This window comes from Bradyrhizobium sp. AZCC 2262 (assembly GCF_036924535.1).
In the GTDB taxonomy this organism is placed as follows: Bacteria; Pseudomonadota; Alphaproteobacteria; order Rhizobiales; family Xanthobacteraceae; genus Bradyrhizobium.
Map to the genome: position 1 here is coordinate 4,782,535 of NZ_JAZHRT010000001.1, position 19,989 is coordinate 4,802,523.

A 19,989-nucleotide genomic window follows, 5' to 3' on the forward strand; every position below is an offset into this window, starting at 1 on the left:
TCCCACGGGCGCAGATTCTTCCCTTCTCCCCTTGTGGGAGAAGGTGCCTTCGCGGAACGCGAAGGCGGATGAGGGGTCTCTATCCGTGGAGACAGACCCCTCACCCGTCTCGAATGAGCTCGCGCTCATTCGATCCACCCTCTCCCACAAGGGGAGAGGGCAAGAACCCTACCCCTTCACGTCCTGCTTCTCCGACGCGGTCGCGGGCTTGCCCCCTGCGCCGGCGCCGACAACCCGAACCTGATCGCCGTCAGCGAGACCATCCGGCGGCGCGGTGATGACGCGGTCGTCGGCGGCGAGGCCGGAGGCGAGTTCGATTTCGCGGCCGAGGTCGCGGACGATGGTCACTGTCTTGAACAGCACCTTGTCGTCCCGGCCGACGGTCGCGACCCGCAGGCCGGCCTTGTTGAAGATCAGGGCGCTGGCGGGAATGTGCAGCGGCACCGCGTCGCGCTGCAGACTGAGGCGGACGCTGGCATAGCCGCCCGGCATCAATTCGCCATTCGCATTGTCGAGCGCAAGCTGCATCCGCGTCGTCCCGGAGGAAACCTCGACCGATTGCGAAGAGGCCTCTACCGTCGCGGCAAACGTGCGGTTCGGGTATTCCGGCATTACGAGTTCGGCCTTCGCGCCGATCTTGATCGCAGGCACGTAGTTCTGCGGCACGTTCACATAGACGCGCAGCTTGGTGATGTCGGAGACGACAAACATCGCCGGGCCTGCCCCGCCACCGGCATTGATCAGCGCGCCGACATCGGTTTCGCGCGAGGTGACCACGCCGTCGAACGGCACGGTGATTTTCTTGTAGCCCGCGAGCGCTTCCAGCCGTTCGACGTTGGCCTGGCCGGATTTGACGGCGGCCTTCTTGTTGTTGAGGTCGGCCGTACGCTCGTCGATTTCCTGCATCGAGACGAAATTCGAGGCGAGCAGCGTCTTGCGCCGCGTTAGCGTTGCTTCCGACAGTTGCGCGCTCGACTGCTGGCTGACGAGGTCGGCCCTCGCCTGCAGCAATTGCTGGTCGAGGTCCGGCGCCTCGATTTCGGCGATCACGTCGCCGGCCTTGACCCTGGCGCCGATATCGGCGCTCCAGCTTTTAAGATAGCCGCTGACGCGCGCAAAAATCGGCGCGCGCGAATAGGCCTCCAGCCGGCCCGGAAGTTCGAGGGTGGGATTGAGCGCCCTGCCGCTGGGCGGCGCGACGGCAACCGTCGGAACGGCCTGATTGTCGGTCCATTCCTTCAGCTTTGCGCTGGAATCCTCGCGGGCGCGAATGCCGGTCGCAACGATCAGTCCGGCTCCGACCACCGCCACAACCCCGAATATGCCCAATTTCCGGCGCGAGACCGGAGGGCGCTGTTCAGTGGGCGGCATGCGGAATCTCCGGTGAGGCGGCGGCTTTGGCGCCTTGTTTCTTGTGTACCATACTAAATACCACGGGAACAAACATCAGCGTGGCGATCGTTGCAAAGATCAGGCCGCCGATCACGGCGCGTCCGAGCGGGGCGTTCTGCTCGCCGCCCTCGCCGAGGCCCAGCGCCATCGGCGCCATGCCGATGATCATGGCAAGCGCCGTCATCAGCACCGGTCGGAACCGGACGAAACCGGCCTCCAGCGCCGCCGCAATGGGATCGCCGAGCTCTTCGTAGCGCTCGCGGGCAAAACTGATTACCAGCACGCTGTTGGCGGTCGCGACCCCCATGCACATGATCGCGCCGGTCAGCGCCGGCACCGATAGCGTGGTCTGGGTCGTGAACAGCATCCAGACGATACCGGCGAGCGCCGCCGGCAGCGCCGTGATGATCACGAACGGATCGGACCAGGACTGGAAGTTCACCACGATCAGGAAATAGATCAGCACCACGGCGGCGAGCAGGCCGAACAGCAGGCCGGAGAACGAGCTGTTCATGGTCTGCACCTGGCCGAGCAGCACCACCGACGAGCCTTTGGGCACGTCCTTGGCCGTGTCTGATATCGCAGCCCGGACGTCGGCAGAGACCGCGCCGAGATCGCGGCCCTGCGGCGTCGCGAAGATCTGCACCAACGGCTGGATGTCGTATTGGGACACAACCGCGCTGGATGTCGCGCGCTTCAGGTCCGCAATGCCACCCAGGATCGGCGCTTGTGGATTGCCCGTCGCCGTGATCGGCAGTGCCTGCAGCGCACTGAGCGAATCCATCTTGTATTGCGGCGTCTGCATCACGATCGAATAGGACACGCCGTTGTCGGGGTTGAGATAATAAGTGGGCGCGACCTGCGCGCTGCCGGCCAGATTGACCACGAGGCTGTTGGTGACGTCGCGCTCGGTCAGACCGACATACTGTGCCCGGGTGCGATCGACGTCGATATTAAAGGTGGGCGCATTGGGCGATTGCTGGATGCGCGCATCGGCAATCCCGGGAATCTTCTTGATGCGGCTCAGCAGCTTGTTGGCATACGCAAAATTACCTTCCGAATTGGGTCCGCGGATCTGCAGGTCGATCGGCGCCGGCGCACCGAAATTCAGGATCTGGCTGACGATGTCAGCCGGGAGGAACGAGAAGCTCATGCCCGGGAACTGCCGCGGCAATTGCTCGCGAAGTAACTGCACATGCTGGTCCGTCGGCTTGTGGCCTTCCTTGAGCTTGATTTGAATGTCGCCGTCTGCCGGACCGATCACGCCGGTGTTGTTGTAGGTCATGTTGATGCCCGAGATCGGCATGCCGATATTGTCGGTCATCGTCTCGATCTCGCCAGGCGGAAGGATCTTGCGGATCGCCTTCTGCACGTCGGCGAGCTGGTTGGCGGTCTCCTCGACGCGGGTGCCGATCTGGGTACGGACATGCATCAGGATGTTGCCGGCATCGACGGCCGGAAAGAAGTTGCGGCCGAGATAGGGCACCAGCAGGAACGAGAGCGCAACTACCCCGAGGAAGCCGGTGACGAACATCGGCCGGTGTCCCAGCGCCATCGACAACAGATCGCGATATGTGCCGCGAATGCGCTCGAACCGGGTCTCAAAGCCGCGCTGGAACAGCACCAGCGGATTGTACGTCTTCGGCGGTCCGCCCTCATGGTGGACATGCGGCTGCAGCAGATACTTCGCCATCGTCGGCACCAGCGTGCGCGACAGGATGAACGACCAGATCATTGCGAACATCACGGCTTCGGCCATCGGCACGAACAGGAAGCGTGCCACCCCCTGCAGGAAGAACATCGGCACGAACACGATGCAGATGCAGAGCAGCGACACGAAGGCCGGCGTCACGATCTGGTTGGCGCCGTCCAGGATCGACTGTTCGACCGGCTTGCCCTGCTCCAGATGATAATTGATGTTTTCGATCGTGACCGTGGCGTCGTCGACGAGGATTCCGACCGCAAGCGCCAAGCCGCCGAGCGTCATGATGTTGAGCGTCTCGCCTATCAGGGACAGCATGATGATCGCGCCCAGCACCGACAGCGGGATCGAGACCGCGATGATGACGGTCGATCGCCAGCTGCCGAGGAACAGCAGGATCATGACGCTGGTCAGCAGTGCGGCGATGACGCCCTCCAGGGCGACGCCCTCGATGGCGCCGCGCACGAACACCGACTGGTCGCCGATGAAGCCGATCTTGAGCGCGTCAGGAAGCTGGTCCTTGACGTCGATCACCTTCTGCTTGATGCCGGCGATGATATCGAGCGTCGAGGTCGCGCCCGCCTTCAGCACCATCATCAGGACCGATCGGTTGCCGTCGACGTGAACGATATTGGTTTGCGGCGGATTGCCGTCGCGGACGGTGGCGACATCGCCGACATAGACCATCGCACCGTTGACCGTCTTGATCGGCAGGTTGCCAAGCTCTTCCATCTTGAGCGGCGAGTTGTTGAGCTGGATGTTGTATTCGAACTGGCCGATCTTCTGGGTGCCTACGGGGGTGATCAGATTCTGCGCGGCGAGCGCGTTGGCGACGTCCTGCCCGGACAGGCCGCGCGCCTGCAGCGCGGCGGGTATGAGGTCGATCTGGACCTGGCGCTGCTTGCCGCCGAACGGATAGGGAATGGCGGCGCCCGGCACGGTGACGAGCGGAGTGCGCAACTGGTTGATGCCGATATCAGCCAGGTTTTGCTCGGTCAGCCCCTCGCCCGACAGCGCCACCTGGATGATCGGGACGGTGGAGGCGCTGTAGTTGAGGATGAGCGGCGGGGTAGCCCCTGGGGGCATCTGCTTCAGCAGCGTCTGCGAAATCGCCGTCACCTGGGCATTGGCGGTGCGGATGTCGACGTTCGGCTGGAAGAAGATCTTGACGATGCCGATGCCGTTATAGGAATTGGCGACGATATGTTCGATATCGTTGACGGTCGTCGTCAACGCCCGCTGGAACGGCAGGATGATGCGCCCTGACATCTGGTCCGGCGGCAGGCCGGTATAGTTCCAGACCACCCCGATGACCGGGATGCGGATATCCGGAAAGATATCGGTCGGCGTGCGCAGCGCCGCCAGCGGCCCGATGATCAACAGCAGCAGCGCGAGCACGACAAACGTATACGGCCGGCTCAGCGCAATGCGGACCAGTGCTATCATGTAACAGGCATTCCCCAGGGCACCGCGGCACAACGGTAGCTGGCGCTGCAAAAAGGCCAGTTCAACCGCGCTGATTTAGCCGAAAAGAGGCCAAAAGACCAACGCCGCCAGCGCAGCCGCCCTTCACTTCCCTGGCATAGCTGGGAAGGTCGAACCGAGCGCGGCCGGACCTAGAGCATTATCGGTTCTGATCGAATCAGAACCGAAGCTCTAGATTCTTGTTTTGACGCGTTTTCTTTACGCGAACCGGCACCCACTTCGCTCGAAAACGCTACAATCAGGCCGCCCGCACCGAATCAAGGAATTTTCCGACCTCGAGCTTGAGGCGGTTGCTGTCGGACGACAGCGACTGCGCCGCGGAGAGCACCTGCGACGACGCGGAGCCGGTCTCGCTGGCGCCGCGCTGCACGTCGGTGATGTTGGAAGACACCTGCTGGGTGCCTTGGGCCGCCTGTTGCACGTTGCGCGAGATTTCCTGCGTCGCCGCACCCTGCTCTTCCACCGCCGCCGCAATCGTCGAGGCGATCTCCGACAGCCTTTCGATGGTCCCGCTGATTGCCTGGATCGCGTGCACCGACTCCTGGGTTGCGCCCTGGATACTGGTAATCTGCAGGCCGATCTCGCCCGTGGCCTTGGCGGTCTGTTCGGCCAGCGCCTTCACTTCGGAGGCCACGACGGCAAAACCGCGGCCGGCCTCGCCGGCGCGCGCGGCCTCGATGGTGGCATTGAGCGCCAGCAGATTGGTCTGGCCGGCGATGGTATTGATGAGTTCGACCACGTCGCCGATGCGGGCGGCCGCCTTCGACAATTCGCTGACGCGGTCGTTGGTGTGACGGGCCTGGTCCACGGCCTCGCCGGCCATCCGCGCCGATTCCTGGACCTGGCGGCTGATCTCGTTCACCGAGGAGGACAGTTCCTCCGTCGCCGATGCCACCGACTGCACGTTGGTGGATGCTTCTTCCGAAGCCGCCGCCACCATGGTCGTCACTTCCTGCGCACGCTCGGCGGTCGCCGTCAGCGTGCCGGCGGAAGCTTCGAGTTCGGTCGAAGCGGATGACACGGTTTCGACGATCTCGCCGACGGCCGCCTCGAACGAATCCGCAAGCTTGACCATCTCCGCCTTGCGCTGTTGCGCCGCGATCTGGTCCTGCCTGATCTTGGCTTCCGCCTCGTCGCGCGCCTTCTGCTCCGAGACGACCTTGAATTTTTCGACGGCGGCGGCGACCGCACCGAGTTCGTCCTTGCGGCCGAGTCCAGGCAGCACGACGGCGAAATTGCCGCCGGCAAGTTCGTCCATCGACACGCTCAACGCGCGCATCGGACGAGCGATCGTGAAGTAGGAGAAGATGCTGGTTACGATCAGCAACAGAACCGTGCCGATGCCTAAAGCCATGGCTTCCCATTCCGCCGCAGCCATTTCCTTTGTGGCCTGGGCGGCCTGCTCTTCCACGCTGTGCTTGGCGAACTCAGCGACCTGATTGGCGAGCGGCTCGAGTTCGGCAGCGATCGGCAGCGTAACTTCGCGGGCAATGCGGATGGCTTCTTCATTCAGCTTCGTGATCTTCGCTGCAGCGTCGGCTCCGCTGCCTGCTGCGATCGCCTCGCCGCGAACGGCCGCGATCTGCTGAGCGCCCTTCGCATAATCGTCCGCCTTCGCCTTGAGCTTTTCGATGCGTGCACGGTTCTCGGCGGATTTGGACAGTCTCAACATCTCGTCGGCAAAATGGTTCACCGACTTGAGATGGGCCGCAACATAGTCGTTGGCTTTCTGTATGTCCGCCGGACTGTTGGCGAGACGCAGGTCGCGGATGCCAATCTGCATGCCGCGGATCGACGCCTTCGCATCCACTGCATCCCGCGCGATCGTCTGCTGCCCGGCCATGCGCACGTCGAGATCGCGCATTGCCGCGTTGGACCGGATCTGGACAATCACCATCGTGGCGACGAGCAGAACGCCGAGGCCCGAGGCGATGCCGAGCTTGGCGCCGATCGAAAGATTCAGAAGGAAGCGGGTGATGCTCGACATGATAAGCGTCCTTGAAAAAACAGCAGGGGTCAGTGAAATCGCAGCGATGCCGTTGTTTCCCGCAGAGCGGGATCACGGTTGAAGAAGCGCCGGGCCGATAATCGGACGAGCCGGTTCGTTGCGGACGAAGGGGCTCCTGCGGCGGCCTCGCCACAGAGCGGCACTCATGCCGCCAAGGTTTCATACGGTGGTTAATGAGGGACTAAGCGAAGACATTTGGGCAAATCGTAGAACTACGGTATCGCCGCTCGCTTCGCCGGTATCACGACTGACTGTCCGTATTCTTACGTGCCGCCGACAAGGTCTGCTGCGGCGTTTCGCCAAACAACTCGCGATAGAGTGCTGTGAACTCGCCCATGTGCCAGAAGCCGTTGACGAGCGCGACCGCCTTGATCGATTGCGGCGCCGCCCCCCGCAGCAGTTGCTGACGCACACTCCACAGCCGCCGCAGCCGCATGTAACGATGCATGCTCATGCCGCGAATCGCAACCACGGCGTTATGCAGCGTCCGGACCGAGACCCCAAGCTGTCGCGCCACATCGGCGCTGTACAGCGTCTTGCCGGCGTTGACAGCGACGAACTCGTCGAATTTCCGGACCAGCGCCAGATAGTGGCTCAGGCTCAGGCGCCTGGCATCGGACGCCGGCGATGCGGCAGCCATCGCCAGATCGACCGCCTGCAGGATCGATTCTTCGATACTCTCGATCACATCAGGCTGAACCAGGGTATCGGACGAATGCGACGCGAGTATCAGGACGTCGCGCAACGTCGTGCGAAGCGCCTCGAATTTGGCAGGTTCGGTCGCAATCACCTGAGCATGATCGAGCTTGCCCGGCCAGCCGCGATCATCGATGGAATCGAAATTCACGAAAGCGACCAGATTGGGCTGCTGCTCCACGATCTCACATTTCGCGCTGCCCCTGACCAGCAGAAATGCCGGCGCGCGGGCCTCCGCGCCGTTCAGGATCAGCGAAGCCGCATCGTCCATCAACAGACCGACGATCGCCCCGGTCGTGGAATATTGCACCTGAAGAATTCGCGGAAATGTCCGCTGCAGATAGATCGTGCAGGCCTTCAGCCTCAGCGAGGCGAACGATGCGGCGAAGTCCCGGCAATCGAGCGGAATGCTGTTTGCCTCGCCCAAGCCTTCGATGCTCTGGAAATGATCGAAATCCGGAGACCGGTTGATCTTCACAAAGTCAGACTCAGCTAGTTCATCAAGCAACGACACGCGGCGATCATCCGAGCCGTCGGTAGCGATCGTCGCAACAACGAAAAAAAAGCGCTAACCGGAATTGAGAGGGAACGTATGCGCGACTTGACCATGGCGAAGGGGCGCCTCGATGCGCTCTGCCATCGGATGAAGCGTCTTGAGTCCTGGCTCGTCTTCATTGACGCAGGACACATGGCATCAGATCTGCAGGACATCAGATCATCACGATGCCTTTGTATCTTACCGATTTTTCCCGATTTCGGAAATTCATTGGCCACATTCGACATCAGTTTCGCTCAGGGCGATTGGTCGGCCCATGCCGCAATCGCAATTTTACGATCTAGGGATGTCTCCCGCTTCTCGTGCAGCCGAATACACGCTGTTCAAGGCAGCTCGCGTTTTCCGATTCGCATCATCGGCGATCGCTGGGCCGGCATGAGGAACCGGCTGCGGACCGAATAGTCGGCACGAATCAGGCCGCCCGCACCGAGTCGAGGAACCTGCCGACCTCGAGCTTGAGGCGGTTGGAGTCGCCCGAAAGCGATTGCGCCGCAGCAAGCACCTGCGAGGACGCCGATCCGGTTTCGCTGGCGCCGCGCTGCACGTCGCCAATATTGGAGGACACCTGCTGGGTGCCCATGGACGCCTGCTGCACGTTGCGGGAGATCTCCTGCGTCGCGGCGCCCTGCTCTTCGACGGCGGCTGCAATGGTCGAAGAAATCTCCGACAGTTTTTCAATCGTGCCGCTGATGGCCTGGATCGCGTTCACGGACTCCTGGGTCGCTGCCTGGATGCTTGATATCTGTTGTCCGATCTCGCCGGTGGCCTTCGCGGTCTGTTCCGCAAGCGCCTTCACCTCGGATGCCACGACCGCAAAACCGCGGCCGGCCTCGCCGGCACGCGCCGCCTCGATGGTGGCGTTGAGCGCCAGCAGGTTGGTCTGACCCGCGATGGTATTGATCAGTTCGACGACGTCGCCGATGCGGGTGGCCGCCTTCGACAATTCGCTGACGCGGTCGTTGGTGACCCGCGCCTGATCGACGGCGTCATTGGCCATCCGCGCCGATTCCTGCACCTGTCGGCTGATCTCGGTGACGGACGAGGCCATCTCCTCGGTGGCGGAGGCCACCGATTGGACGTTGGTGGAAGCTTCCTCGGAGGCCGCCGCGACTGCGCCCGTGAGTTCCTGCGCGCGCTCCGCGGTCGCGGTCAGCGTGCCCGCGGATACTTCGAGCTGGCTCGATGCCGACGATACCGCCTCGACGATCTGGCCGACGGCGGCTTCGAAATCGTTGGCCATCTTGTGCATGTCCGTCTTGCGGCCGCTGGCCGCGCGGGTCTCCGCCTCGCGCTGCTCGACTTCCAGCGCCTGGCGGGCGACGGCATTGCCCTTGAAGATCTCGACCGCCTTGGCCATCTCGCCGACCTCGTCGCCGCGTCCGACGCCGGGCACCGCGACGGCAAGGTTGCCGCTGGCGAGATCGTTCATCGCGGCTGTCATCCGTTGCAGCGGACCGGTGACGCTGCGCGCCACGAAGATCGACACCACGAGCGAAAACAGCAGGATCACGCCGGCAACGATCAGGGACCGCTGGGTCGAAGCCCAGGTCTGCGCCTTCAGGTCGTCGATGTAGACGCCGGTGCCGACAACCCAGTTCCACGGCGCGAAGCCGACCACGTAGGACAGTTTCGGCTGCGGCTTGTCGAAGCCCGGCTTGGGCCACTCATAGGGAACGAAGCCTGAGCCGCTCTTTTTGACCGTATCGACGAAATCGACGAACAGCAGCTTGCCGTTCGGATCCTTGTAGGCCGACAGATCGTTGCCGTTCATTTCCGGCTTGATCGGATGCATCACCATTTTGGGATGCATGTCGTTGATCCAGTAATAGTCGTTGTTGCCGTAGCGGAGCGCACCGATCCGGGCCATCGCCCGCTTCTGGGCGTCGGCGGCCGGAACGTCGCCCTTCTGCGCCGCGGCATGCTCTTCCTTGACGATGCCGAGGGCGACCTCGCCGAGGTGCCGCAGCTCGATCTGTTTCTGCTGATTGAGGCTCGATGCCAGTTCGTGCGATTCGAAAAAAGCCACGCCCAGGAGCCCGATGAAGCTCAGGCAAATGAGCGCATAGATCTTCCGGCCAACCGTCATCCTGGCCCGGCGCATCATTCCAAACATGATTGATCTCCACGCGACGACGGGCGTCGTCCGCCCCATCTCGCGGAATCGTATATGTCGGCCGCTTTCTTCCCGTTAATTTCTACTCAGTAGATATACTGAGTTTCCGTTAACCTGGGCCCCTCGCACTCGGCACCTCAGGCCGCCCGCACCGAGTTGAGGAACTTGCCGACCTCGAGCTTGAGGCGGTTGGAGTCCGTCGACAGGGACTGGGCGGCGGAGAGCACCTGCGTCGAGGCCGAGCCGGTCTCGCCGGCGCCGCGCTGCACGTCGGTGATGTTGGCGGAGACCTGCTGGGTACCTTGCGCTGCCTGCTGCACGTTGCGGGAAATCTCCTGCGTCGCCGCGCCCTGCTGTTCCACTGCCGCCGCAATCGTCGAGGAGATCTCCGACAGCCTTTCGATGGTGCCGCTGATCTCCCTGATCGCGCCGACCGACTCCTGGGTCGCGGCCTGAATGCTGGATATCTGCTGACCGATCTCGCCGGTGGCCTTCGCCGTCTGTTCCGCGAGCGCCTTCACTTCCGACGCCACCACCGCAAAGCCGCGGCCGGCCTCGCCGGCGCGCGCCGCCTCGATGGTGGCGTTGAGCGCCAGCAGATTGGTCTGGCCGGCGATGGTGTTGATGAGCTCGACGACGTCGCCGATGCGAGCGGCCGCCTTCGACAGTTCGCCGACGCGCTCGTTGGTGTGACGGGCCTGACCGACGGCCTCGCTCGCCATCCGCGCCGATTCCTGGACCTGACGGCTGATCTCATTGACCGAAGAGGAGAGCTCTTCGGTGGCGGAGGCGACCGACTGCACATTGGTCGAAGCTTCTTCCGAAGCCGACGCCACCACGGTGGTCAACTCCTGCGAGCGCTCGGCGGTCGATGTCAGCGTGGTGGCGGAGGCTTCGAGTTCGGTAGAGGCCGACGACACGGTTTCGACGATCTCGCCTACCGCCCGCTCGAAACCGTCGGCGAGCTGAAGCATGTCGGTGCGGCGTTGCGCGGCGGCGCGAACTTCCGCCTCCTTCTGCTCACGCTCCATGCGGATCCGCGCAAGGCCATTTTCCTTGAACACCACGGCGGTCTTGGCGACGTCGCCGACCTCGTCGCCGCGCTCCGTGCCCGAAATGCCGACGTCGTATTTGCCGGCGGCGAGCTGCTGCAACAACTCGACCACCGCCCGGATCGGCTTGGCAATGCCGTACTGACCGACCGCGAAGCCGAACCCCAGGCCGAACACCACGCTTGCGACCGCGAGGATGACAAGCAGCCGCGACGCGGAGGCATACTCCTCCTCCGCGGCCTTGTTGTTTTCCATGACCCTCTGGTCAAGCCTGGTCGCCACCGAGCGGATAGCGATCTGCAGCGTCTCTGCCGCGGCGCGGCTCTTCATCGCCACTTCCCGCAATCCTGCCGCCGACTGCGTCAGCTCCGCGGATTTGGCGTCGTCGACCGACTGAAGCGTCTGCTTCATTTGCGACTGATAGGTGGAAAGCGCCGATCTGACGGCCGGCAGCAGAGCCTGTGTCTTCTCGTCAGTGGTCTTGCTCACTTCGGCAAGACGCTCCTCGAGCTGCTTGACCTGCTCATCAATCATCGCGCGTGCAGCCAGCCTGTTTTCGTCGCGAGGATCAAGAGCGCTGCGAAACTCGGCGCGGTTCATTGCCACCACGTTGTTGTTGGCACGGGTAGCCAGCAAGGCCCGTGCCGCCGACCGCGCCATGGTGTCGGAGCGTTCGCTCACCGAATGCAGCGAACTGATCCCGAGCCAGGCCATGATCCCCGTGATCAGCGACAGCACACAAATGATCGCCAGCACTTTCGTGAGCACACGGAAATTCGCCAGAAACGACATCAGGGGACCTCTTTGTCAGCGGCATAAAAAAGCCTGTACAAAGGGTTTAGGCTGCGGCTCTTTATCCAATGTAAAGTTGACACTCCGTAGCTCTACGGTGACTCACGAGTTACTTGCCGAAGCCGATATCGATTTCTCGCTGGCGACAAGAAGCGGCTTGAGCGAACTGATGCTCCACCCTCGAGAAAGAAAAGCCCGGCCGCAAGAAGCGCCGGGCTTTGAATTTGCCTGATGGCGGATAAATCAGGCCGCCCGCACCGAGTTGAGGAATTTGCCGACCTCGCGCTTGAGACGACCCGAGTCCGATGACAGCGACTGGGCCGACGAAAGCACCTGCGAGGACGCCGTGCCGGTCTCGCCGGCGCCGCGCTGCACGTCGGTGATGTTGGCGGAGACCTGCTGGGTGCCGCGGGCCGCCTGCTGCACGTTGCGGGAGATTTCCTGGGTGGCGGCGCCCTGCTCTTCCACGGCGGCCGCAATCGTCGAGGATATCTCCGACAGCTTCTCGATCGTGGTGCTGATCGCCTGGATCGCCCCGACCGACTCCTGGGTGGCGGCCTGGATGCCGGTGATCTGCTGGCCGATTTCGCCGGTCGCCTTCGAGGTCTGTTCCGCCAGCGCCTTTACCTCGGACGCCACGACGGCGAAACCGCGGCCGGCGTCGCCGGCGCGGGCCGCCTCGATGGTGGCGTTGAGCGCCAGCAAATTGGTCTGTTCGGCGATGGTGTTGATGAGTTCGACCACCGCGCCGATGCGGGCTGCCGCCTTCGACAATTCGCTGACCCGGCCGTTGGTGGTGCGGGCCTGATCGACGGCCTCATTGGCCATCCGCGCCGATTCCTGGACCTGACGGCCGATCTCGGTGATGGACGAGGCCATCTCCTCGGTGGAGGAGGCCACCGACTGCACATTGGTTGAGGCTTCCTCAGAAGCCGCAGCGACCATCGTGGTCAGTTCCTGGGCGCGTTCGGCGGTTGCCGTCAGCGTGCCGGCGGAGGCTTCGAGTTCGCTCGACGCCGAGGACACGGTCTCCACGATCTTGCCGACCGCGCCTTCGAAATCGTCGGCGAGCTTGATCATTTCGGCCTTGCGCCGCTGCGCCGCGACCTGATCCTGGTTGATCTTGGTCTCGGCTTCCTCGCGCGCCTTGTGCTCGGCGTTCTCGCGAATGACGGTCACCGTCTTGGCGAGGTCGCCGATTTCGTCGCCGCGGCCGGCGCCGGGAATCTCGACATCGAGATCGCCGCCGGCCATCTTGCCCAACGCACCGTTCAGGCGCGTCATCGGACGTGCGACCCCAAGGAAGGAAAAAACCACCGAGCCGATCAGCGACACGACGACGACGAGGGCCATGACCAAGCTGATCCGGTTGGCCTGCGCTGTTTCGGCCACTACCTCTTCCTTGGAGGTCAGCGCATTCTTCTTGGAATTCTCGACCGTTGCTTCCATCAGATCGGCGGCATCGGCGGCGGACTTGGTGGTGCGGTTGATGATGATGTCGTTCTTTATCTGCTCGGTCTTTACGGCGTCCTCGTTGGCGGCCAGGAAGCGCTTGACGATCGAAGACAGGTTGCTGACAACGACCAGCAACTCGCGGTCGTCCGCCTCTCCGCGCAGCTTGTTAAAGACATCCTTCAGCGAGGCCTCGGTCTTGCCCATCTCGGTGACCAAATTGGCATCACCGGTGGCGCCGAGCTTCCAGGCCGCCGCCCGCAGCGTGCTCACCCTGGCATCGGCCTGAAACAGCAGACGTTCGATCTCGAGGCGATTGTCCAGTTTCGCCATCGCCGGTGAACCCAACTGCGCCGCGACGGCCTTGGTCCATTCATCCGAGACGCCCGAGCGCTTGTCGATCTGCGCCAGCAGCGTGATCTGCGCCTTAGCGAGATCTTCCACGGCAGCGGTAAAGCCTTCCATCAGGGCCTTGGTCTTCTGTAGCCGATCCTGGGTGGCCGCCATCTTTGCCGTTTCGAGCGCAGCCTCGATGTCCTTCGCCATGGCCGCCTTGTGCCGCTGCAGCTCGGCGACAGTCTTTTCGACATCGGCGGGAGTTCGCGCCAGCCTGATATCGCGGGCGGCGAGCTGTATCTTGCGAAGCTCGAGATGTGCCTCCAGCGAGGTATCGGCCACCTTCTGCGAGCGGGCAGCCCGATCATTGGCGGCCGTGACCGCAGATTCGGTCATTATCTGGTTGGTCACCATGCCGATCGCCAGCAAGACGCCGACCGCTCCGGCCAAGCCCAGTTTGTTTCCGATACGGTTGAGCTTGATCATGTCGACGACCCCAAATTTTCTGAAGCAAGTTTTCCGGAAGCGGAATTTGCTCGGCAGCGGAACCAGCAACCTGCGCGCGCGGCCCCGAAATTACCGGCAGCGTAGCCGGGACCGGTTAATTTCCGCTTGCGTGAAGGTATCGGGTTGCAGTCCCGCCAGATTCGCGTCAGACGAGAAAAGGCCCGGCTCCCTTCCGGAAGCCGGGCCCTTGTCTGCCGCCGACCCGCTCGTCAGGCCGCCCGGACCGAATCCAGAAACCGGCCGACCTCGAGTTTGAGGCGATGGCTGTCGCCCGACAGCGACTGCGCCGCCGAGAGCACCTGCGAAGAGGCCGCGCCGGTCTCGCCTGCGCCGCGCTGCACGTCGGAGATGTTGGAGGAAACCTGCTGGGTTCCGCGGGCAGCCTGCTGCACGTTGCGCGAAATTTCCTGCGTCGCCGCGCCCTGCTCTTCCACGGCAGCCGCGATGGCCGAAGAGATCTCTGCCAGCCGTTCAATGGTGCCGCTGATTTCCTTGATTGCATTCACCGACTCCTGGGTCGCGCCCTGAATGCCGGTAATCTGCTGGCTGATCTCGCCGGTGGCTTTTGCCGTCTGCTCCGCGAGCGCCTTCACTTCCGATGCCACGACCGCAAACCCGCGGCCGGCGTCGCCGGCACGCGCCGCCTCGATGGTGGCGTTGAGCGCCAGCAAATTGGTCTGGCCGGCGATGGTGTTGATGAGCTCGACCACGTCGCCGATACGGCTCGCCGCCTTGGACAGCTGGCTGACCCGGTCGTTGGTGACACGGGCCTGGCCAACCGCATCGGTGGCCATCCGCGCCGATTCCTGCACCTGACGGCCGATCTCGGTGACCGAGGAGGAAAGCTCTTCGGTCGCCGACGCCACCGACTGCACGTTGGCAGAGGCTTCCCCGGAAGCCGACGCCACGGTCGACGTCAGTGTTTGCGAGCGTTCGGCCGTCGCCGACAGCGTGCCGGCGGAGGCTTCGAGCTGGGTCGAAGCCGACGATACCGTCTGCACGATCTCGCCGATCACGCTTTCGAAATTGCGGGTGATGCCGTCGACACGGCGGCCGCGCTCGATCTTGGCTTCGGCGTCGAGCGCCGCGGCTTCGTCAGCGGCCTTCTTGGCGATCAGCGCTTGCTTGAACACCTGGAGGGTATCAGCCATGGCGCCGATTTCGGTCTTCTCGCCCTGATGCGGCACCTTCGCGCTCAGATCGCCTTGGCCCAGCGCCTGCATCGGGCTGACGATGGAGGCGATGCCGCTCGATACGTCGCGAACCAGATAGGCGCTGACGCCGATACCGAGGATGATGGCCGCGCCGAGAATCGTCGCAAGCATCGTCAGCGCGGAGCCGTAACTGTCGGCGGCATCCTGCGCCGCCTTGTCGGCGCCTCTGTTGTTGAGGTCGATATCCTTGCTCAGGACGGCATCGGCCTCGAGCCCGATCTTGTTGACTGTCTTGGTGTTCAGTTCGTGCGCCTCGGTCGGAATCTTGCCGACCGCCTTGCGCGACAGCGCCATCACTTCCTGGGTGCCCGCGTTATACTTGTCCCAGAGCTTCGACCACTCGGCATAGAGCGCACGCTCTTCCGGCGACGTGATCATCGGCTCATAGGCGGCACGAAACTTGGTGTTGGCCTCGATGACGGTGGCGAGCGTCTTTTCCATCGCCAGCTTTTCCTCCAGCGTGTCGGACAGCATGTGCTCGCGGATCACGTTGCGATAGGTGATGACGCCGGCGCGCAGATCTCCCAGCACGCGGACGCTCGGCAGCCAACTGGTGGTGATGTCGACCGTGTTGGCGTTGATCGACCGCATGTTCCTGACCGCGAGCAGGCCCATACCCGTCATCGCGACGAGCAGGAATGCCACAACGGTGATGATCTTGGTGCGGATCGAGTATTTGGCGAGCATGGCGGGAATCTCTTGGTTTTTGGGCGCGGGGAACACGCCGAACGTGACGAGGCAGAGAAAGGCGAGGGAATCAAAGGATCGCGCTTCGAAATAAAACCCGGCACGTCCTCAGGTTGAGTTAACGACGTCGGGGTAAAAATACGTAGGCAGCAGGTCGCACCGGCCCCATGAACGCCGGCGCAGCGATCAGCGCATCAGCTTCAGCGCATCGGAGAAAAATTCCGTTCCGCCGAAATTGCCTGATTTCAGGGCAAGCAGCATGTCGCCCTTGTCGGCACCGACGGCACGCAAAACCGGCACTCCTGCAGCGATTTCTGCGCCTACGAGGAATCCGGGAATGCGCAGGCGATCGACGACGGCGCCTGAAGTTTCACCACCGGCGACCACCAATCGCCGCACGCCTGAGCGCACCAGGCCTTCTGCGATATCGGCCATTGCCTGCTCGATGGCATGTCCGGCTGCATCGCGGCCATGCCGAAACTGCAGAGCTGCAACCTGATCCGGCGTCGAGCTTGAGGCGATCAGGATGGGACCGCCGCTGATTCGGTCGTTCGCCCAGGCCAGCGCGCGACGCACCTCGCCCGGTCCCGCGACGATCTGTTCGGGATCGAGATGCAGCACGGCCATGGTCTTTTCGGCGTTTGCGATCTGGGCCAGCGTCGCCTGTGAGCAACTCCCCGCCAGGCAGGCGGCCGGTCCACCGACCGCTGCGCCGGCATCTGCGCCTGCGGAAGCAGATTTGACCTTGCCGGACGCAACCAGCGCCCGCGCAATGCCGAGCCCGATGCCGGACGCGCCGACGGACAGGCGATGATCCAGCGCAATGTTTCCAATTGTTTCGAGATCGCGGTCGAACACGGCGTCAATGATCGCGGCGCCAAGGCCGTTGCCCGCGAGATCGGCGAGGCGCCCGCGAACCGCATCCGCGCCGCGCGTGAGCGTGGCGAGATCGACCAACCCGACCTTGGTTTGGCTCTGGCACGCCAGCACCCGCACCAGGTTGGAATCGTGCATCGGGTTGAGCGGGTGATCCTTTAGCGGGCTTTCGTTCAGCGGCACGGAACCGACGAACAGATTGCCCTGATAGACGGTGCGGCCGGTTTCCGGAAAGGCCGGCGTCACCAGCACGATCGCGTCGCCCGAATCGGCGCGCAGCGCATCCATCACGGGGCCGATATTGCCGGCGTCGGTGGAATCGAAGGTCGAGCAGATCTTGAACAGCACGTGACCGGCACCGCGGCCGCGCAGCCATTTCTCGGCGGCGCGCGAACGATCGACCGCAACGCCGGCCTCGATCGAGCGGCTCTTGAGCGACACCACGACCGCGTCGACCTCCGGCAGCGCGAGATCGTCCGAGGGAACGCCAATCGTCTGCACCGTGCGCAGGCCCTGGCGGGTCAGCGTATTGGCGAGATCGGAGGCGCCGGTGTAGTCGTCGGCGATGCAGCCCAGAGACAATTTCACGGCGTTACTCCGGCATAGGGCTTGAACCAGCCGAGGCCGTCGGTGGTCTTGCCGCGCGGATTGTATTCGCAGCCGACGAAGCCGCCATAGCCGAGCCGGTCGAGTTCGGCGAACAGGAACGGATAGTTCAGTTCCTCGCCGTCGGGCTCGTTGCGCGAGGGAATGCTGGCGATCTGGACGTGGCCTGTGATCGGCATCATCTCGCGCAGCCGCATGGTAACGTCGCCATGAATGATCTGGCAGTGATAGATGTCGAACTGCAGTTTCAGGTTCGGAATCTTCAGCTCGGTGATCAAGTCGCGCGCGAAGCCAAAATCGTTGAGAAAGTAGCCCGGCACGTTGCGGGCATTGATCGGCTCGATCACGACGTCGAGGCCATGAGGCGCGAAGAATTCCGCGGCCCACGCCACCGATTTATAAAACTGCTCGACGGCTTTCGGTTGGCTTCGGTTGGCGATGCCGGCCATCAGATGCAGCCGCTTGACGCCGGTCGCCTTCGCGTAAGGAAGCGCCGTCTCAAGGCTTCGCTTCAGATCGTCAAAGCGTTCCGGCAGCGCGGCAAATCCCTTTTCACCGGCGTCCCAATTGCCCGGCGGCAGGTTGAACAGCGCCTGCGTCAGGCCATTGCGCTTCAGCCGCTCGCCGACGGCCTCCGCCGGATGGTCGTAGGGAAACAGGAATTCGACGGATGTAAATCCCGCCTTCGCCGCCGCCTCAAAACGGTCGAGGAACGGCACATCGGTGAACATCATGGAGAGATTGGCGGCAAAGCGCGGCATCGAGCGTCTCCTTCCAGATCTTGCTGCTATTTCGGTTCGCCGGGCAGATGCGTGCCGGTGACGCGAGCATACATCCGCGCCACCGAGGCGTCGTCATCGCGGCCCATGCCGGATGCGGCCGTCATCAAGAACATCTGCAGCGCGGCGGCTGCAACCGGCACCGGGAACTTTTGCGAGCGCGCCATGTCCTGGATGATGCCGAGGTCTTTTACAAAGATCTCCACCGCGCTGCGCGGCGCATAATCGCCGTCGAGCACATGCGGCATGCGGTTCTCGAACATCCAGGAATTGCCGGCGGAAGCGGTGATCACCTCGTAGACCTTTCGGATGTCGAGGCCCTGCTTGGCGGCGAACGCGATGGCTTCCGAGGCGGCGGCGATGTGGACGCCGGCGAGGAGCTGGTTGATCATCTTGAAGGCGGCGCCCTGGCCTGCGTCATCGCCGAGTTCGTAAAGTTTCGCGGCCATCGCATCGAGTGCCGGGCGCGCTTTGGCAAAGGCGGCCGGGCTGCCTGAGGCCAAAATGGTGAGTTCGCCCTGCGCCGCCCGTTGCGCGCCGCCGGAGATCGGCGCGTCGAGGTAGCGCCGCCCGGTTGCTTCCAACTGTTTGGCGAGCCGCCGCGCGATGTCGGGGTCCATGGTGGCCGACGAGATGAACACCGCCCCCTTGCCCAGGGTTTCCGCGACGCCATTGGCGCCAAACAGGATGGTTTCGGTCTGCGCCGCGTTGACGACAACGCTGACCACGATGTCGGCCGATTTCGCGGCTTCCGCCGGCGTGCTCGCCCCCTTGCCGCCATCGGCCACGAACCGTTTCACGGAATCCGCAGAGACGTCACAGCCGGTGACCTCGAGGCCTGCGCGGCGGAGCGAGGTCGCCATGCCAAAACCCATCGAGCCCAGCCCGATGACGGCAACGCGCGGTTTGGCGGATTCTGGCATGCGGCGCTCCCTCAGTGGTTTCTCTTGAGCCGCCGTTGGGCCGGCGGGCTTGTCTCTGGGTATCACGGCTTGGCCGCGCTGCCAAAGCGTGGGAAAAGGCCAAGGAAGCAGGGCAATGTGCATGAGCGAAACAAGGATCCGCGAGGAAATCTGCCGGCTCGGTCGTTCGCTGTTCGAGCGCGGGCTGACGCCAGGCTCCTCAGGCAACATCAGCGTGAAACTCGATGACGGCGGCTGGCTGGTGACGCCGACCAACGCCTCGCTAGGCTCGCTCGACCCGGCGCGGATGTCGCGGCTTGGCCCCGACGGACGGCTGGTATCCGGCGACGCGCCGACCAAGGAAGTTCCGCTGCATACCGCGCTCTACCAGACCCGCACCGCCGCGCGCGCGGTGGTGCATCTGCACTCGACCCATTCGGTGGCATTGTCGATGCTGCCCGAGATCGACCCCCGCGCCGCGCTGCCGCCGATGACGCCCTATTATCTGATGAAATGCGGACAGACGGCGCTCGTGCCGTATTATCGGCCGGGCGATCCGGCGGTTGCGGACGCCATCAAGGGACTGGCCGGAAAATACTCCTCCGTGCTGCTCGCCAATCACGGGCCGGTCGTTTCAGGCGACACGCTGGAAGCCGCGGTTTACGCGATCGAGGAACTGGAAGAGACGGCAAAGCTGTATCTGCTGCTCCGTGGGCTGAACCCGCGGTATCTATCGCCGGAGCAGGTGAAGGATTTGACCGAGGTGTTCGGGCTAACGCCGCCGGAGCATAGGCACTCGTAGGATGGGTAGAGTGCAGCGAAACCCATCATCTA

Annotated in this window: 13 protein-coding genes; 2 read left to right on the forward strand and 11 right to left on the reverse strand. The window is 63.4% G+C overall.

Annotated elements, in window-relative coordinates:
- Positions 1 to 168: 168 nt before the first annotated feature.
- The 4 genes from V1283_RS22740 to V1283_RS22755 form a co-directional block, all read right to left on the reverse strand.
- On the reverse strand, positions 169 to 1,371 hold the full coding sequence (locus V1283_RS22740; RefSeq protein ID WP_334388699.1) for an efflux RND transporter periplasmic adaptor subunit: 1,203 nt from the start codon (positions 1,369 to 1,371) through the stop codon (positions 169 to 171).
- Positions 1,358 to 4,540 carry an efflux RND transporter permease subunit gene (locus V1283_RS22745; protein WP_334388700.1) on the reverse strand — a complete coding sequence of 1,061 codons (3,183 nt, stop codon included), beginning with the start codon at positions 4,538 to 4,540 and terminating at the stop codon, positions 1,358 to 1,360. The genes V1283_RS22740 and V1283_RS22745 overlap by 14 nt, the downstream gene beginning before the upstream one ends.
- A 277-nt stretch (positions 4,541 to 4,817) precedes the next feature.
- Positions 4,818 to 6,566 carry a methyl-accepting chemotaxis protein gene (locus V1283_RS22750; protein WP_334388701.1) on the reverse strand — a complete coding sequence of 583 codons (1,749 nt, stop codon included), beginning with the start codon at positions 6,564 to 6,566 and terminating at the stop codon, positions 4,818 to 4,820.
- A gap of 262 nt (positions 6,567 to 6,828) precedes the next feature.
- The gene (locus tag V1283_RS22755; RefSeq protein WP_334388702.1) at positions 6,829 to 7,797 is read right to left on the reverse strand and encodes a helix-turn-helix domain-containing protein; all 969 of its coding nucleotides are present in this window, start codon (positions 7,795 to 7,797) and stop codon (positions 6,829 to 6,831) included.
- Between the two features lie 78 nt (positions 7,798 to 7,875).
- On the opposite strand from V1283_RS22755, the gene V1283_RS22760 reads away from it, so the two are divergent.
- A complete protein-coding gene (locus V1283_RS22760) occupies positions 7,876 to 8,241 on the forward strand; it encodes a hypothetical protein (RefSeq protein WP_334388703.1) in 366 nt (121 codons plus the stop codon).
- A 10-nt stretch (positions 8,242 to 8,251) separates the two neighbouring features.
- On the opposite strand, the gene V1283_RS22765 is transcribed toward V1283_RS22760, so the two are convergent.
- The 7 genes from V1283_RS22765 to ltnD form a co-directional block, all read right to left on the reverse strand.
- The gene (locus V1283_RS22765) at positions 8,252 to 9,952 is read right to left on the reverse strand and encodes a methyl-accepting chemotaxis protein (protein WP_334388704.1); all 1,701 of its coding nucleotides are present in this window, start codon (positions 9,950 to 9,952) and stop codon (positions 8,252 to 8,254) included.
- 137 nt (positions 9,953 to 10,089) lie between these two features.
- Positions 10,090 to 11,796: a methyl-accepting chemotaxis protein gene (locus tag V1283_RS22770; RefSeq protein WP_334388705.1), complete on the reverse strand. Its 1,707-nt coding sequence runs from the start codon at positions 11,794 to 11,796 to the stop codon at positions 10,090 to 10,092.
- Between the two features lie 243 nt (positions 11,797 to 12,039).
- Positions 12,040 to 14,070, reverse strand: coding sequence for a methyl-accepting chemotaxis protein (locus V1283_RS22775; RefSeq protein ID WP_334388706.1), 2,031 nt, complete (start codon positions 14,068 to 14,070; stop codon positions 12,040 to 12,042).
- Between the two features lie 230 nt (positions 14,071 to 14,300).
- A complete protein-coding gene (locus V1283_RS22780) occupies positions 14,301 to 15,992 on the reverse strand; it encodes a methyl-accepting chemotaxis protein (RefSeq protein ID WP_334388707.1) in 1,692 nt (563 codons plus the stop codon).
- Between the two features lie 186 nt (positions 15,993 to 16,178).
- Positions 16,179 to 17,456, reverse strand: coding sequence for a 3-oxo-tetronate kinase (otnK, locus tag V1283_RS22785; protein ID WP_334388708.1), 1,278 nt, complete (start codon positions 17,454 to 17,456; stop codon positions 16,179 to 16,181).
- Positions 17,453 to 18,235 carry a 2-oxo-tetronate isomerase gene (gene otnI / locus V1283_RS22790; RefSeq protein WP_334388709.1) on the reverse strand — a complete coding sequence of 261 codons (783 nt, stop codon included), beginning with the start codon at positions 18,233 to 18,235 and terminating at the stop codon, positions 17,453 to 17,455. Before otnI ends, otnK begins: the two co-directional genes overlap by 4 nt.
- 26 nt (positions 18,236 to 18,261) lie before the next feature.
- Positions 18,262 to 19,176 carry an L-threonate dehydrogenase gene (ltnD, locus tag V1283_RS22795; protein ID WP_334388710.1) on the reverse strand — a complete coding sequence of 305 codons (915 nt, stop codon included), beginning with the start codon at positions 19,174 to 19,176 and terminating at the stop codon, positions 18,262 to 18,264.
- 121 nt (positions 19,177 to 19,297) lie between these two features.
- Here ltnD and otnC point away from each other — a divergent pair, with 121 nt between their 5' ends.
- Positions 19,298 to 19,957 carry a 3-oxo-tetronate 4-phosphate decarboxylase gene (gene otnC, locus V1283_RS22800; RefSeq protein ID WP_334388711.1) on the forward strand — a complete coding sequence of 220 codons (660 nt, stop codon included), beginning with the start codon at positions 19,298 to 19,300 and terminating at the stop codon, positions 19,955 to 19,957.
- The last annotated feature ends 32 nt before the right edge of the window (positions 19,958 to 19,989 follow it).

Bases quoted from the DNA above. Each gene is read 5' to 3' on its own strand.
- V1283_RS22740 (WP_334388699.1), bottom strand. From the start codon at position 1,371: ATGCCGCCCACTGAACAGCGCCCTCCGGTCTCGCGCCGGAAATTGGGC.
- V1283_RS22745 (WP_334388700.1), bottom strand. From the start codon at position 4,540: ATGATAGCACTGGTCCGCATTGCGCTGAGCCGGCCGTATACGTTTGTC.
- V1283_RS22750 (WP_334388701.1), bottom strand. From the start codon at position 6,566: ATGTCGAGCATCACCCGCTTCCTTCTGAATCTTTCGATCGGCGCCAAG.
- V1283_RS22760 (WP_334388703.1), top strand. From the start codon at position 7,876: ATGCGCGACTTGACCATGGCGAAGGGGCGCCTCGATGCGCTCTGCCAT.
- V1283_RS22765 (WP_334388704.1), bottom strand. From the start codon at position 9,952: ATGTTTGGAATGATGCGCCGGGCCAGGATGACGGTTGGCCGGAAGATC.
- V1283_RS22770 (WP_334388705.1), bottom strand. From the start codon at position 11,796: ATGTCGTTTCTGGCGAATTTCCGTGTGCTCACGAAAGTGCTGGCGATC.
- V1283_RS22775 (WP_334388706.1), bottom strand. From the start codon at position 14,070: ATGATCAAGCTCAACCGTATCGGAAACAAACTGGGCTTGGCCGGAGCG.
- V1283_RS22780 (WP_334388707.1), bottom strand. From the start codon at position 15,992: ATGCTCGCCAAATACTCGATCCGCACCAAGATCATCACCGTTGTGGCA.
- otnI (WP_334388709.1), bottom strand. From the start codon at position 18,235: ATGCCGCGCTTTGCCGCCAATCTCTCCATGATGTTCACCGATGTGCCG.
- ltnD (WP_334388710.1), bottom strand. From the start codon at position 19,176: ATGCCAGAATCCGCCAAACCGCGCGTTGCCGTCATCGGGCTGGGCTCG.
- otnC (WP_334388711.1), top strand. From the start codon at position 19,298: ATGAGCGAAACAAGGATCCGCGAGGAAATCTGCCGGCTCGGTCGTTCG.